Raw genomic sequence first — 14,469 nt, forward strand, 5'->3', positions numbered from 1 at the left:
TGGTGTCACTAATGTGAGATAGTAGGCATTCCGCGCACCGTTCATGTCTTGAGGTAGGGTCGCAGCGTTGCGTTGCGACCGTGAAGACACAGGCTTTCAAAGTGTCGTGATGATAGGGTTGTCCCGGGTTCGCTTACACGGTCGAACCGGGCTCAGGATTTCATGAGGAATATGATGGTCAGCTTTCTCAATCTGAAGAAAATAAACGAAACGCTTCAAGATGAATTGGTGGAAGCGTGCAAGCGGGTTATCGAGTCAGGATGGTATATTGCGGGTAAAGAGCTTTCTGAGTTTGAGAGTGCTTGGGCAAAGTACTGTGGTGTAAAACATTGTGTTGGTGTCGCTAATGGCTTGGATGCCTTGGTGCTGACGCTCCGAGCCTGGAAAGAATTGGGTAGGCTCAAGGCGGGTGATGAAGTGATTGTCCCGGCTAATACTTATATAGCAAGTATTCTTGCCATTTCGGAAAATCAGTTACAGCCCGTTTTGGTTGAGCCTGATCCTGACACGTTTAATATTTCTGTGGACGCTATCAAGCGCTCCATTTCGTCGAATACCAAGGCGATCTTACCTGTTCACCTGTACGGACAGTTGGCTGACATGCCCGCCATTATGCAATTGGCCAAGGAGCATGGGTTGCTTGTTCTGGAGGACTCCGCACAGTCACACGGTGCAAGTATTGATGGGCGGCGATGTGGAAACTGGGGGGATGCTTCAGGGTTCAGCTTCTACCCAGGTAAGAATCTTGGTGCCCTGGGTGATGCAGGGGCTGTCACGACCAATGATGACGATCTCGCTCTGACGCTGCGAGCATTGCGCAATTATGGCTCTCACAAGAAGTACGAAAACCTGTACAGAGGAGTAAATAGCCGGTTGGACGAAATTCAGGCGGCGATGCTTTCTGTAAAGCTTCGTGTGCTTGACGTTCATACGCAGCAACGGCGGGTTATTGCAAGTCGCTATATTGCTGGTATTGATAATCCAGCGATCAGGCTGCCAACGGTAGAACGAGAGGAGCAACATGTTTGGCATCTTTTCGTAGTGCGAACGGCTCAGAGGGAAGCATTGCAGCAGCATCTTAATGAGCAAGGTGTACAAACGCTGATTCACTATCCCATTCCGCCACATCAACAACAGGCGTATGCGGACTGGCGCGGGGACAGTTATCCCGTCAGCGAGCAGCTGCATCAAGAGGTGCTGAGTCTACCCATGGACCCGACCATGATGGAGGCGGACGTCGAAAAGGTTATCGCTGCCTGTAACTCCTTCAAGGGTATGGTCCTCTAAGTCGATGACGCTTATAAAGACCAGTCTTCTTAATGGTATTTCCGTAATTGTGCGGATGTTGACCCTGCTCGGACTGAACAAGATTCTAGCAATCTATGTCGGTCCGTCGGGCTACGCCGTACTTGGACAGTTTCAAAATGCGGTTCAAATGATCACCACGTTTGCCAGTGGTGCAATCAATACTGGCGTAACCAAGTATACTGCCGAGTATGGAGATGATCTGCCGCGTCAGCGAGAAGTTTGGCGCACAGCGTTGATCATTACCGGGGCAGGCTCTGTACTGTCGAGCCTGCTCATTTTCGCGTTCAGCGATCATTTAGCTGTTTTGCTTATGAAGGATTCAGCCTATGCAAGTGTGTTTGTGTGGTTTGCCGCATTCCTTCTCCCTTTTACGCTCAATGCCCTGCTGATTGCTATCCTAAATGGCAGGAAGGAGATCGCGCTTTACGTAATCGCCAATATTGCCGGTAGTCTTTTTTCTCTTCTCGTCACTACTGTATTGGCTATTCGATTGGGGTTGTACGGTGCCTTGGTTGCGTTGGCGGTGTATCAGTCCCTTAGTTTTTTCGTCACGTTGGTCATCATTCTCAGAACCTCTTGGTTCACCGTGGCTAATTTTTTTGGACGTTTCGACAAGTCTATCGCGCTGAATCTGCTTAAATTTACCTCCATGGCTTTGGCTTCGGCCATTTGTGTTCCACTCAGCCAAATTGCTATTCGTGAGTACATTGGTACTCAAGTTGGGTGGGAAGTTGCGGGCTATTGGGAGGCTATGTGGCGTCTTAGTGCGGCTTATCTGATGCTTGTAACGACCACGCTCAGTGTTTATTTTCTGCCTCGTTTCTCCGAGTTGGAGGACCTGGCGGATATTCGTCGTGAAATTATTGCGGGCTACAAGATAATTGTACCTGTCACGGTACTCTGTGCGCTGATAATGTATGCGCTGCGCGACTTTATTATTGGCCTGCTGTTTACTGAGGATTTTCTGCCTATTCGCGATATGTTTGCCTGGCAGATGCTGGGTGATGTACTGCGTATTTGTAGCTGGATGCTGGCTTACGTATTTATCGCGAAAGGCCGATTTAAAATTTATATTGCATCTGAAGTTCTATTTGCCTTTTTATTCTATGCGTTGACGCGTTTGCTCTTGCCATGGCTAGGTCTTTCGGGTTTGGCTATGGCGCATGCGTTGAACTATGCAGCGTATCTTGTCTTCATGTACTTGGCGTTGAAGCGGTTCGGGGTGTTCAAATGAGTCGGGTGCTAGATCTACCTTGCGGTGGCGAATCGGAAAAACTTGTGAAAGGTCTAGTCAGTGTCTGTATACCTGTTTATAACCATCAGCGCTACGTCGAGCAGTGCGTACGCAGCATTCTAGAGCAGGATTACTCGCGTATCGAGTTGATCGTAATCGATGACGGCTCTCCTGATGAGAGTTGCCAGGTGATTAAACAACTTATTACCGAGTGCGAGGCGCGTTTCGAACGGTTCGAATTTCGCAGTCGTCCAAACAAGGGGCTTTCCAATACCCTTAACGAGGGATTGGCATGGAGTCGCGGCGAATACTTCTGTGTGATTGCTTCGGATGACGCCATGTTGCCGGACAAGACAACGAAACTGTTGGCGCACTTGGAGGAGGACGCGACGTTTGCTGGAGCATTTGGCGGCATCATGATGATGGACGATGATGGAAAAATCGTAGGGCAGGTCAACCCTGGTTCGCGCGATTGTTGTTTTGCCGATATTTTCCTGGCCAAAGTCAAGCTGCTGGCCCCTGCCAATCTGCTACGTACCGAAGTGGTTCGCCGTATGGGCGGGTTTAATCCGCAAGTCAAGGTCGAGGACTGGGATTTGTGGCTTCGGATGACCCATGGTGGAGAGCGATTGAGAATTGTCGGTGAAGTGGTCTCTCTCTATCGTCGGCATGATAGCAATACATCAAAAAACTATGCGTTGATGCAGAATGAGATGGCGAAAATTGCGAGTGCCTATCGCCTCCACCCATTGTATGCCTCCAATCAATCGATGTTGCATTGTATGAAGTTTCGCGATCATGCCATGGTGGCAAAACTCCAAGCGGTCAAGATGCTACCTTCGGTGTGTTGGCGAGTAGGAGATGTGCGCATGTGGCAAGGGCTTTTTAATTTGCTGTTCAAATGGTAAAGATCCGATGACAATAGATGTAGGCGTGCATGGCAATGAGCAGGCTGAGAAAAAAGGCTCTTTTCTGTTGGCGCTCATTGTACTCGTGCTGGTAATTGGGTTTCCGCGTATCTACGGTACCGAAATCCCAATGGCGGTTTTACTCATGCCCTTCTATCTGTTTGGATTTCTTCGGTTGCTGGTTGACAATGGTGGTTTTTCGGTTGCCTTAATATTGTTGTTTGGAAGCTGGTTGCTCGGTGGTGCGCTTGTCGCTACTTCCGGTGCGCCGGGAGATATGTTCTTTCATTTTGTCGTGTCCAGCAAGATTTTTCTCAATATATTTTTTGGCTACGTGATATATCGCGTTACGAGTAAAAGGCCTTCGGTTATATTGGCTTGGATTGCCTTGCAAAGCGCCTTGGTCATCATTTCTGTTGTTGATCGCGAGGTATACCTTGCGCTGTTAGGCTTTATTTCACCGCGATCGGCCGAGGTGTTTCAGCATATTTATGGATTGCGTGCGCTCGGTTTTGGCCTGTTTCATGTTGATGGCGCCCTTACACTTGTTATAACGACCTTCTATTATTTGCTAATTTCTCGCCCTGGTTATTTTAAGGGGTTGTTGATTATTCTGATTTTTCCGGTCGCGATGGCGATAGCGCGCAGCGCGATAATTCCTTTCGCGATCCTCGGCGCCAGTCGTCGTGGTCTGGGCCTGAAGGTTCTGATGCTAGTCGCTCTGGTGGGAATGGTCGTGCTGAGTTTCTATGTAACATCGGGTGCTTTCTACCAAGCTACAGAGATCTTCAGAAATTTTGCAACGACAGGTGAACTGCACAGCGACAGTGTTCAATCTCTGTCATTCATGTATAGACTGCCTGATCAGTTATCGACGTATCTGTATGGTGACGGTCGTTACTTCTCCGAGGATACATCAGTGCTAGGTTTCTATAAGGGAACCGACGTTGGTTACCTGCGGCTTCTGTATTTTTCGGGTGTGGGATCTATTGCGTTATTTGTACTTTTGAATAGCTTTTACCTTTTTCCGATACTTTTTTCCGGACGCTATGAAAAAAGTCGGGAGATCAAGGTTTTTGCGCTCGCCTTGCTTTTGATATTTGTAATCATAAATTTCAAAGGACTGCAGGTCATGCCGATCTTTGCAGTGTCCTTGTATCTGTTCGCTGGGCAACAGCAACGCGATACGCTCCGCCAAGCAGGTATACACAAGTCAGGGGAGGTAGAGACGTGAAGGTTGGAGTAACAGGAGCTAGTGGTTTTATCGGCAGACTCCTTTGCCAGGCTTTGCTGGAGCGTGGAGATGAAGTCGTGGTGCTCACCCGTCGCGCTGATTTCGACATGCCCGGTGTAAAGGTGCACGTGGGGGATCTGACGAGTGACGAACAGGAATTGTCAGGATTCGTCGCGGGATTGGACGTTTTATTTCACTGCGCTGGAGAGCTGAAAAGAACCGAGTTCATGCATGATTTGCATGTGAATGGTACTCGTGCATTGTTGGGTGCCGCGGTGCGTCATATCCAACGCTCGGAGCGTGATCTGCACTGGATTCAGTTAAGTAGTGTTGGAGCATATGGACCAGGTAGTGGTGCTCCTCATTCGCTGCGCGTGGTAGATGAGCAGAGTACCCCTGCGCCAGTAGGAGACTATGAGGTAACCAAAACCATTGCTGATGAGGCACTGGTGGCGGTAGCGTCTGTTACACCGCGTTTGCATTACACGATCGTGAGGCCGTCGATAGTGCTTCACGCGGCAATGTCTAACCAATCGTTTTTCCAGTTGGCCCGCGCTGTTCATCGCAGGTTGTTTTTCTATATAGGTCAGATAGGTGCGATCTCAACCTATATACATGCCGATGATGTAGTGAGAGCCTTACTGATCTGTTCTGAAAAGTCCGAGTCGAAAAATCAGACTTTCATCATATCCAATGATTGCGAGCAAGTGGCTTTGGTCGAGGCCATAGCCTCCATCCAAGGCGTTCGCCCGCCGCGTTTTCGCCTTCCAGAAAAATTTCTGAGGGCTATGGTAGCGCTGCTGCCCCCAAGGTTGTCTCCGCTTACTCAAGAGCGAATTGATGCCTTGGTCAAGCGTACAGCTTACGATACCAGTTTGGCGCAATCGCTCCTTGGCTTTAGTCCTTCGGCCACAATGCCCGAGCAATTAGTCTCTATTTTGAAAAAAAGTGAGCCATTTGGATACTGATATGCATTCGCGTAAAAAAATTTGCATAGTGGCTACAGTCCCTGTTGTTTTGCATGTGTTCATGCGGGCGCATATCAAGCGCCTTTCTGAAAAATATGACGTAACATTGATGGTCCCCGGTACGCATCATGAGGTTGAAGAGCTGCTGGGAGAGCATGTCGACTTCATTCCCTATGCCATCGAACGCAAGATCTCTCTCAAACGTGACGTGATCTCGCTGTACCGGCTTTGGCGAATCCTGATGCAGCGTCGCTATGACTGCGTGCTATCCCTGATGCCCAAGTCTGGACTTGTCGCCATGTTGGCGGGGTGGCTGTCGGCGACACGGTGCCGCGTGCACATTTTCACCGGGCAGGTCTGGTTCACGCGGCGTGGGCTGGGGCGTCGTTTCCTGATGTTCCTTGACCGTCTCCTGGCCGGCGCCGCAACTCATCTGCTGACTGACAGTCATTCGCAAAGAGACTTTCTGATCGAGTCGAAGATCGTCGCCCCAGACAAGATCAGGGTGCTTGGCAAAGGCTCCATCAGTGGTGTGGATATCGAGCGCTTCAAGCCGGATCCGCAGCGGGCCGCGCAAATGCGTAGCGAGATGAACATTGCCGACAATGCCAAGGTTTTCCTGTTTCTTGGGCGGGTCAATACGGCCAAGGGGATATTGGATCTTGCCCGGGCCTTTGCATCGCTTGACGAAGCGTACGCCGATGCACATCTGTTGGTTGTCGGCCCCGATGACGAGGGTATCGATGAGTCGCTCGCCGCCATCATGCAACCCTGTCAGGGCCGGTTTCATCGTGTGGGCTTCACTCGGACACCAGAGCACTACATGGCAATGGCCGACGTGTTTTGCATGCCCAGCTACCGGGAAGGTTTTGGCCTGGCGGTCATCGAGGCGGCAGCGGTGGGAGTGCCCAGCATGGTCTCGCGAATCTACGGATTGACCGATGCCGTCGAAGAAGATGTCACCGGGTTGTTCCATGAAGCAGGGGACATTGCGCAGATTCGGCAGGTTCTCACCCGGCTTCATAGCGACTCCGTACTTCGTGATAGGCTCGCGGTCTCTGGACTGCAGAGGGCCCGCCGGGACTTTTCGCAGGATCTGGTAGTTGGGGAAATGCAGATGTTCATCAAGGCGATCATGGACCGCCAATGATGCCGCAAGTAGAAAGGACAAGGGGCGATGGTACGATGCGCATAGTGTTAACAGGCGGTTCCGGATTTGTTGGTCAAGGTGTGTTGAAGCGATTGGCGACGATGCCGGTAGAGGTGATTGCGGCAGTGCGCCGGCAATCGACCTCGTTGCCCGCCGGGGTCAAGCAACACCTGTTTGATGACTTGGCAAGCGAATCTGCCTGGCCTCAGGCTGAGCGGGCGTTTGACGTGGTGATTCATTGTGCCTCCCGGGTGCATGTGATGAACGAGGTCGCCGCCGACCCGTTGGCGGAATTTCGCAAGGTCAATGTCGAGGCAACGCTTGCCTTTGCCCGGCGCGCCGCCCAGGCTGGGGTAAAGCGCTTTGTCTTTATCAGCTCGATCAAGGTCAATGGCGAGGGAACGCCTCTGGGGCAGCCCTACCATGCAGATGATGATGCCTCGCCCTCGGACCCTTACGGGGTGTCCAAGCAGGAAGCGGAAGAGCAGTTGATGAAGCTGGGACGTGACCTGGGCATGGAGATCGTCGTCATCAGGCCTGTGCTGGTTTACGGACCTGGGGTCAAGGCCAACTTCCACAATATGATGCGTTGGCTCGACAAACAGATTCCGTTGCCTTTCGGTGCCATACATAACAAGCGCAGCCTTGTGGCCCTGGACAACCTCGTCGACCTGATCGTGTTGTGCTGCTCGCACCCGGCGGCCGCCAACCAAGTGTTTCTGGTGAGTGACGGCCATGACGTTTCCACCACGGAGCTGCTACAGAAGATGTCGGTCGCCCTGGGCAAGCCGGCCAGGTTGATACCGGTACCGAGCTCGCTACTGACCTTCGGGGCCAATCTGCTGGGTAAGCGGGCGCTGTCACAACGTCTCTGCGGCTCGCTTCAGGTCGATATCTCCAAGACACGCCAGATGCTCGGTTGGGAGCCGCCTGTGTCACTGGAGGAAGCGCTCGGTATCACTGCAAAACATTTCCTGGAAAACCCCATTCGATGAGTTACTGGATCCTTCCCATTGCTGCTCTGCTGGTTTCTTACTTGCTGACAGGGACGTTGCGTCGTTATGCAATTGCCCGAAGCATCATCGATGTTCCCAATGCCCGCAGTTCTCACTCCGTTCCCACTCCACGCGGTGGTGGTGTGGCAATCGTGCTGGCGTTCCTCGCGGCATTGCCGGTTGCCTACGGCCTCGATCTCATCTCGACCGGGCTGCTGATCGGTTCTTTGGGTGGATGCGGCCTGGTGGCAGTAATCGGATTTCTCGATGACCATGGCCATATCGCGGCCCGGTGGCGATTGCTGGGACATTTTTCCGCAGCCTGCTGGGTGTTGTTCTGGCTAGGTAATGCGCCAAAGCTGGTGATCCTGGGCGCGACACTGGACATCAGCCTGGTTACCTACGTGCTGGCGGCTTTCTACATTGTGTGGATGCTTAATCTCTATAATTTCATGGACGGCATCGACGGCTTGGCTAGCCTTCAGGCGATAACGGTCTGTTTGGGTGCATGCGTCATCTATGTCGCTTGTGGCGCTTCATCAATGGTTTGGGCACCAGCATTGCTTGCATTGGCCGTGGCTGGTTTTCTGTTCTGGAACTTCCCACCGGCGCGTATTTTCATGGGTGACGCAGGCAGTGGTTTCCTGGGAATCCAGTTGGCGCTGCTGTCATTGCATGCCGCGAACGGCGACCCCGTGCTGCTCTGGTCGTGGATCATCCTGATGGGTGTTTTCATTGTCGATGCCACCTTTACCCTGGCTCGACGGCTGTTGCGTGGCGACAAGGTCTATGAAGCACACCGAAGCCATGCCTACCAGTATGCTTCGCGATATTTCGGTAAGCACCGTCCCGTCACGCTGGCCGTAACGGCCATCAATCTGCTCTGGCTGCTGCCTTGGGCGGCCATTGTGGCACTGGGACATGTGGATGCATTGGTTGGCGTGATCGTGGCTTATGCACCGCTCCTCGCGCTTGCCGTCAAATTCAAGGCGGGGCAAAGGGAAATGGTCGACAAGTCGCCAGCATGAGTGACCAAGACCAAAAGGCCCCGGCGGCATCGTTCATGCCAGCCACTATTGTTGCGAGTGCGGCTCAGGTTCAGTAAGAGGAGAATGATTTTGAAAGGGGTTATGGATAGTTTTCGGTCCGCATTGCTAGGGTTGCCTCGGCGATACAAAAGGCTGTTGCAGGTTGCAACTGACGTTGTATTGGTCTGGGGCAGCTTGTGGCTGGCATTTCTTGTTCGCCTGGGGGTCGAAGAGCTATCCAATCCGATCAAGGAGCACCTGTGGCTTTTTATCGCCGCCCCGATTGTGGCGATCCCACTGTTCATACGCTTCGGCATGTACCGTGCAGTCATGCGATATTTCGGTAACGATGCGCTGATCGCCATCGCCAAGGCCGTTAGCCTTTCGTCGTTGATCCTTGCACTGGTGGTCTATTGGTACAGCAACCATCAGGCGGTGGTGCCACGCTCGATCATCTTCAACTACTGGTGGTTGAGCTTGGTGTTTCTTGGTGGACTGCGTCTGTTGATGCGCCAATACTTTTTGGGCGACTGGTTTGCAGCGGCCAAGCATGTCCCTTTCACAAACCGTGATGATGGATTGCCGAAAGTCGCGGTTTATGGGGCTGGAGCTGCCGGCAACCAGTTGGTCGCGGCCTTGCGCATGGGCCGGCTGATGCGTCCGGTGGCTTTCATTGACGATGATCTGAGCATCAGTGATCGGGTGATCGCCGGGCTGCAGGTCTACAAACCCAAGCATATTCAAAGAATGCTGGAATTGACCGGCGCTGAGGAAATCCTGCTCGCCATTCCTTCGGCAACCCGTGCGCGCCGGCGTGAAATACTGAGCTTCCTCGAAGGCTTCCCCTTGCATGTGCGTAGTGTGCCTGGCTTCATGGACCTGGCCCGTGGTCAGGTCAAAGTAGATGATATCCAGGAAGTCGACATCGCCGATTTGCTTGGGCGTGATCCAGTGCCGGCACAGAGCGAGTTGCTGGAGCGCTGTGTTGTCGGCCAATCTGTGCTGGTCACCGGGGCCGGGGGCTCGATCGGGTCCGAACTCTGTCGTCAGATATTGAGTCTTCGTCCGAAGAATCTGCTGCTGTTTGAACACAGTGAGTTTAATCTCTATAGCATTCTGAGCGAGCTCGAGCAGCGGGTTTCCCGCGAGTCTTTGCCTGTCAGGGTATTACCGATTCTGGGATCCATTCGCAATCCTGATCAACTGTTCGACGTCATGCGTACTTGGCATATCGACACGGTCTACCATGCTGCCGCGTATAAGCATGTACCTATGGTCGAGCACAATATCGCCGAAGGGGTTCTCAATAACATTTTTGGAACGCTCAACACCGCACAGGCTGCGTTGCAGGCCGGCGTATCGAATTTTGTGCTGATTTCCACCGACAAAGCGGTTCGTCCTACCAACGTCATGGGCAGTACCAAGCGTTTGGCAGAGATGATCCTGCAGGCGTTGAGCCGTGAGTCTGCCCCTGTCCTGTTTGGCCGCAGCAGTAATCTTCCTCATGTCAACCGGACTAGGTTCACCATGGTCCGGTTCGGCAACGTGCTGGGATCCTCGGGTTCAGTCATTCCGCTTTTCCACAAGCAGATCAAGTCTGGTGGTCCACTGACCGTCACGCACCCCAAGATTACCCGTTACTTCATGACCATTCCCGAGGCCGCGCAGCTTGTCATCCAGGCTGGTTCCATGGGGTTGGGAGGGGATGTGTTCGTGCTGGACATGGGAAAACCGGTGAAGATCGTGGAGCTGGCAGAGAAGATGATTCACCTTTCTGGCCTTAGCGTTCGGTCGGAGCGTAATCCGAATGGTGACATCGCCGTTGAGTTCACCGGATTGCGGCCAGGAGAGAAACTCTATGAAGAGCTGCTGATCGGCGACAACGTCGTCTCCACTCAGCACCCGATGATCATGAGCGCCGATGAGGACTTCCTCGAGTGGTCAGCACTCAAGGAACAGTTGGTTCGACTGCAGAGTGCGGTGCAGATGGATGATTATGTTTCTGTTCGCCAGTTGCTTCGGGAAATGGTCAGCGGCTATTCTCCGGACAGTGAAATTGTAGATTGGATCTATCTTCAGAGGCGAATGGATCCGTGATTTAATAGATGTATGCATGTCGATCAGGGTGTGCCCCGCAATCAATGTGCGGGATACACCTGTTCGTCCGGTTCTGAGTAAGATCGACTGTGTGCTGTGCTTATAAGTTACTGCGTTTTATTAAGTTCGCGCTGTGGGTCGATATTAGCCCTGCATCTCTCGGTCAGGCAATGGCAAGGTAAATTTTTATGGGCTCTAAACTTTCTGCCCTGACATCGTTGCGTTTCTTTGGCGCGCTTTTGGTTTTTGTCAGTCATCTGAATTTTTTAAGGCAAAGCGATTCCGTAGTGGTGTCCGATTTTTATGGTGACTATATGTATGAAGGATACATTGGGGTCACCTTTTTTTTTGTGCTTTCGGGGTTTATTCTTGCTTACGCCAATCATGGCAAGGTATTTAGTTACGGCGAGTATCTGTTTTCGAGGGCGGCGCGGATCTACCCGCTACATCTACTGACTTTGCTGGCGTCCATTGCTGTATTGGCGGCAGTTGGCGGCGGGCCATCCAGTGTTTGGAAATATGTATCGTCGTTACTGTTAAATGTCAGTCTTTTTCAAGCCCTGAGCGCCAAGGCATCGGTGTACTTCTCGTTTAATGCGCCTTCGTGGAGTCTGTCAGTAGAGCTTTTTTTCTATATATTGTTTCCTTTTTTAATTTCATTCGGTACCCGCGCGCTGGTAGGTGTCGTTGTCTCTATTGTTTTGTTGAAATGTGCCTTGGCTTTGTGGGGCGGCGAAGCGTTGGAGCATTTCTTGTTTTATATCTTTCCTCCGCTGCGCCTTGCTGATTTCCTGGTGGGGATTTTGCTGTTTAGGCTCTATGTGGGGGGGCCGGTGTACACGAGCGGGCAGGCGTCATTCTGTCAGGCGTCGTCATTGCTCGTACTTGTGGCTTTCTTCTCCCTTGGTAAATTCATTCCACAGTCCTATAGATTTGATATCTATTATCTTTTGCCTATGGCTTACCTTGTTTTTTCCTTTGCGCACCAGCAGGGAGTTCTTGCGCAAGCGATAAGCTCACGCTTGTTGGTTCTGTTGGGGGAGGCGAGTTTTGCATTTTATCTCGTGCATCAGTTGGTAATTATTGTTGGTCAGGAACTCAGGCTGAGGCTTAATAGTGATCATGCTGTTTTGACGGATGCAGGCTTTGCAGTCGTCTATTTTGTAGTCTCTTTGGTGCTCAGTATTTTCCTTTTCAAGTATTATGAAACTCCCGCTAGAATGAAGATGATTTCACTGTGGCGTCGGAGGCGCTGGGGAATGGCGGTGTGATGGGGGCGCATACTGTTGCGGGTTTGTTTTTCAAGGTTGTTTAAAAATAGAGCTACGGCTTGATGACAGTAATAAAACTTTTTTTGAGTGGGTGCAATAACGCAATAAAGGCAAGGGCAGCGCTTACTTGCAGTCAACGGCCTCCGATTGTCGATGAGGTCCGACAGCCTCAAGCGTGGTAGCGGTAACAGGTGTGAAAAATACAGATGGCTCCAGCAATCCTGATGCTTGCTTTTGCTTCTGTCTGATGTAGAATCTAGCCCATTTTTCCTCGGTCACTGGCGGGTAGTTATGTTGAGAGATAAAAGCAGGATCGACTTTCTCGACTTCATGAGGGTGTTTGCCTTTCTAAGCGTACTCATAGGTCACCTGTTCAACAAGCATCTGGCTGAGATTGCAATGGATACCTCCCTGCATCTCACTGTTCGCCAGGTCGCGCAGCTGATATATGACATCTGTTTCGCTGGGGCGGCCGGTGTCGTTGTGTTCTTCATGACGTCGGGGTATATCATTACCCATGTCCTGCAACATGAACGTACAGGCGAATTCGTCATTCGTCGGATTTTTAGAATTTACCCACTTTACATCGTTGCAATTCTGTCAGAGGTTGTAGTCACGCATACGGTTATGAGCGTGCCTTTACCTTCTTTGCTTGAGTTGACCTCTAGGCTTCTACTGGTCGGGGATTTTTTCAATACGCCTAATGCACTGGGTGGCGTGGAATGGACACTGAGGATAGAAATTCTGTTCTATGGGTTCATGGCTGTTCTGAAAGCAGTGGGCCTCATTGAGCGGCCCAAACTCCTGCCATTGGTTCTTGCGGTCATGACCCTGATACTATTCTTTGGTGGCGCGTTCCCACACGCTGGTGCCTGGACTGATGGCTACCTCAACATTTTTGGACCGTTTTTGTTTGTGGGTGTAATGGTCTATCTTGTCGAAAAAAATCTGGCGAATCGCTATCTCTGCTTTTCCTTGATTTTTTTGATTGCAGTGGTTTCCATTGAGCAAACGGTGCTACTGAAACCAGCGCTCAAGGAGAGCAATTATATAGTGATGGCAACCTTGCTCTTCTTGTCGGGGTGGGCATTGAGAGAACGAATCGTTAGTAATGCGATTATCAAGACGTTGTCCGAGATGACCTACGCGATTTATCTATTCCATCTTTGGTCGTGGGGTTATCTGGAAATTTTGGTCGTCAAGATCGGGTTTGCTGCCATTCCCTATAAGTTGCAGCAGATTGTGTTGCTTTTCGTCCTGTGCTACGTGGCGACAAAAACTATTGAGCGATACGGGGTAGCAGCTGGGCGCACCTTTATTCAGCGGATTAGAGATTCAAAAGCTTTCCTGCGACCGGCGTGATATAAAATCTCATCGCCACAGGGGCCGCGCATCAGGTGCTTTGCATTGCGAATGTCTCTGGATTTTCAATGCGCTCTATTGGGTGCTTGTTATAAGTCATCTACATTTTGCAAAGTTAAGTTCTAGTCGGCGGAATGATCTGGTAATACTCTTCCGAGTGTTCGCCTGTTGAATGTGCGGCCTTAGCGTCTAGGGTTTAGGGGCAGCCAAGGAACGCTGCCTCTGGAATCCACGACCAAGGAGTCTCAACATGCGAAACAATGTACTGACCTATCTGTTGCTGCCGGTCTTCACCTGCCTGTCATTCTCTGTTTCCGCTGCGCCTGCAGCGGCACCGGTACCCGTTGTCGAACAGGTCGAACTGCAAGCTGCCACGTCATCGGCGCAAATGGGGACGGTTGATCTCAACCAGGCCGATGCGTTGACCCTGCAGAACGAACTCAATGGCATCGGCAAGGCCAAGGCAGAGGCAATCGTGGCCTATCGAGAGGCGCACGGCCCATTCCAATCGGTCGATGAGTTGCTGGAAATCAAGGGAATCGGCAATGCGCTGCTCGAGCGCAACCGTGAAAAGCTGAGGGTGAACTAACCTCGGTCAGCCGACCGATGAGTATCGGTCGGCTTTCTGCCGCGCATCAGCGATCCTGCGCATCCTTCGCATCCGCCTCGGCATTGCGCTCATGCACCTTCTTCAACTGCTCCTCGGTCAACGGCAACTTCTTCGCCGTATCCCGCAGCAGCATCAATCCGCCGACAATCGACCCAAGCGCAACAAGCAGTATCAACCAGGCATACCAAGGCATCGAGATTCTCCAGAAAGCGTACAGGGCACCGCTTACATGGCATTCGAGCCATTGCCGCAGCCGTTGGTTCCATTATAGGAGCCACCCCCACCCAGGCCAATTCTCATGACC

The 14,469-nt window shown here is 51.7% G+C and carries 13 protein-coding genes; 12 read left to right on the plus strand and 1 reads right to left on the minus strand.

All coding sequences use genetic code 11. The annotated features are described in order from the left end of the window. Positions 1-174: 174 nt before the first annotated feature. From AC3WL2_RS22040 to AC3WL2_RS22095, 12 genes are all read left to right on the plus strand, one after another. Entirely contained in the window at positions 175-1,287 is a 1,113-nt protein-coding gene (locus tag AC3WL2_RS22040) for a DegT/DnrJ/EryC1/StrS family aminotransferase (protein WP_102684359.1), read from the plus strand. A 4-nt stretch (positions 1,288-1,291) separates the two neighbouring features. Further along, on the plus strand, positions 1,292-2,542 hold the full coding sequence (locus AC3WL2_RS22045) for an O-antigen translocase (protein ID WP_102684331.1): 1,251 nt from the start codon (positions 1,292-1,294) through the stop codon (positions 2,540-2,542). Then, positions 2,539-3,450 carry a glycosyltransferase family 2 protein gene (locus AC3WL2_RS22050; protein WP_158248188.1) on the plus strand — a complete coding sequence of 304 codons (912 nt, stop codon included), beginning with the start codon at positions 2,539-2,541 and terminating at the stop codon, positions 3,448-3,450. Before AC3WL2_RS22045 ends, AC3WL2_RS22050 begins: the two co-directional genes overlap by 4 nt. A gap of 7 nt (positions 3,451-3,457) precedes the next feature. Next, positions 3,458-4,684 (plus strand): hypothetical protein, encoded by a 1,227-nt coding sequence (locus tag AC3WL2_RS22055; protein WP_102684329.1) that lies wholly within the window; start codon positions 3,458-3,460, stop codon positions 4,682-4,684. Then, complete coding sequence (locus tag AC3WL2_RS22060) at positions 4,681-5,652, plus strand: NAD-dependent epimerase/dehydratase family protein (RefSeq protein ID WP_102684328.1); 972 nt, start codon at positions 4,681-4,683, stop codon at positions 5,650-5,652. Before AC3WL2_RS22055 ends, AC3WL2_RS22060 begins: the two co-directional genes overlap by 4 nt. 1 nt (position 5,653) lies before the next feature. Beyond that, positions 5,654-6,802 carry a glycosyltransferase gene (locus AC3WL2_RS22065; protein ID WP_102684327.1) on the plus strand — a complete coding sequence of 383 codons (1,149 nt, stop codon included), beginning with the start codon at positions 5,654-5,656 and terminating at the stop codon, positions 6,800-6,802. Further along, entirely contained in the window at positions 6,799-7,797 is a 999-nt protein-coding gene (locus AC3WL2_RS22070) for a UDP-glucose 4-epimerase family protein (protein ID WP_256582578.1), read from the plus strand. The genes AC3WL2_RS22065 and AC3WL2_RS22070 overlap by 4 nt, the downstream gene beginning before the upstream one ends. Beyond that, positions 7,794-8,825, plus strand: coding sequence for an MraY family glycosyltransferase (locus tag AC3WL2_RS22075; RefSeq protein ID WP_102684326.1), 1,032 nt, complete (start codon positions 7,794-7,796; stop codon positions 8,823-8,825). Before AC3WL2_RS22070 ends, AC3WL2_RS22075 begins: the two co-directional genes overlap by 4 nt. 102 nt (positions 8,826-8,927) lie before the next feature. Next, complete coding sequence (locus AC3WL2_RS22080) at positions 8,928-10,922, plus strand: polysaccharide biosynthesis protein (protein WP_102684357.1); 1,995 nt, start codon at positions 8,928-8,930, stop codon at positions 10,920-10,922. A 188-nt stretch (positions 10,923-11,110) separates the two neighbouring features. Continuing rightward, positions 11,111-12,193 carry an acyltransferase family protein gene (locus tag AC3WL2_RS22085; protein ID WP_102684325.1) on the plus strand — a complete coding sequence of 361 codons (1,083 nt, stop codon included), beginning with the start codon at positions 11,111-11,113 and terminating at the stop codon, positions 12,191-12,193. A 291-nt stretch (positions 12,194-12,484) separates the two neighbouring features. Further along, the gene (locus tag AC3WL2_RS22090; protein WP_102684324.1) at positions 12,485-13,555 is read left to right on the plus strand and encodes an acyltransferase family protein; all 1,071 of its coding nucleotides are present in this window, start codon (positions 12,485-12,487) and stop codon (positions 13,553-13,555) included. A 250-nt stretch (positions 13,556-13,805) separates the two neighbouring features. Further along, a complete protein-coding gene (locus AC3WL2_RS22095) occupies positions 13,806-14,144 on the plus strand; it encodes a ComEA family DNA-binding protein (protein WP_102684323.1) in 339 nt (112 codons plus the stop codon). A 46-nt stretch (positions 14,145-14,190) separates the two neighbouring features. On the opposite strand, the gene AC3WL2_RS22100 is transcribed toward AC3WL2_RS22095, so the two are convergent. Then, a complete protein-coding gene (locus tag AC3WL2_RS22100; RefSeq protein ID WP_082120463.1) occupies positions 14,191-14,358 on the minus strand; it encodes a DUF2897 family protein in 168 nt (55 codons plus the stop codon). Positions 14,359-14,469: the final 111 nt, after the last annotated feature.

This window comes from Pseudomonas sp. FW305-96, from assembly GCF_058783825.1.

Excerpts from the sequence above, each read along its gene's own strand:
- AC3WL2_RS22040 (WP_102684359.1), top strand. The coding sequence starts at position 175 with ATGGTCAGCTTTCTCAATCTGAAGAAAATAAACGAAACGCTTCAAGAT.
- AC3WL2_RS22045 (WP_102684331.1), top strand. The coding sequence starts at position 1,292 with ATGACGCTTATAAAGACCAGTCTTCTTAATGGTATTTCCGTAATTGTG.
- AC3WL2_RS22050 (WP_158248188.1), top strand. The coding sequence starts at position 2,539 with ATGAGTCGGGTGCTAGATCTACCTTGCGGTGGCGAATCGGAAAAACTT.
- AC3WL2_RS22055 (WP_102684329.1), top strand. The coding sequence starts at position 3,458 with ATGACAATAGATGTAGGCGTGCATGGCAATGAGCAGGCTGAGAAAAAA.
- AC3WL2_RS22065 (WP_102684327.1), top strand. The coding sequence starts at position 5,654 with ATGCATTCGCGTAAAAAAATTTGCATAGTGGCTACAGTCCCTGTTGTT.
- AC3WL2_RS22070 (WP_256582578.1), top strand. The coding sequence starts at position 6,799 with ATGATGCCGCAAGTAGAAAGGACAAGGGGCGATGGTACGATGCGCATA.
- AC3WL2_RS22075 (WP_102684326.1), top strand. The coding sequence starts at position 7,794 with ATGAGTTACTGGATCCTTCCCATTGCTGCTCTGCTGGTTTCTTACTTG.
- AC3WL2_RS22080 (WP_102684357.1), top strand. The coding sequence starts at position 8,928 with ATGGATAGTTTTCGGTCCGCATTGCTAGGGTTGCCTCGGCGATACAAA.
- AC3WL2_RS22085 (WP_102684325.1), top strand. The coding sequence starts at position 11,111 with ATGGGCTCTAAACTTTCTGCCCTGACATCGTTGCGTTTCTTTGGCGCG.
- AC3WL2_RS22090 (WP_102684324.1), top strand. The coding sequence starts at position 12,485 with ATGTTGAGAGATAAAAGCAGGATCGACTTTCTCGACTTCATGAGGGTG.
- AC3WL2_RS22095 (WP_102684323.1), top strand. The coding sequence starts at position 13,806 with ATGCGAAACAATGTACTGACCTATCTGTTGCTGCCGGTCTTCACCTGC.
- AC3WL2_RS22100 (WP_082120463.1), bottom strand. The coding sequence starts at position 14,358 with ATGCCTTGGTATGCCTGGTTGATACTGCTTGTTGCGCTTGGGTCGATT.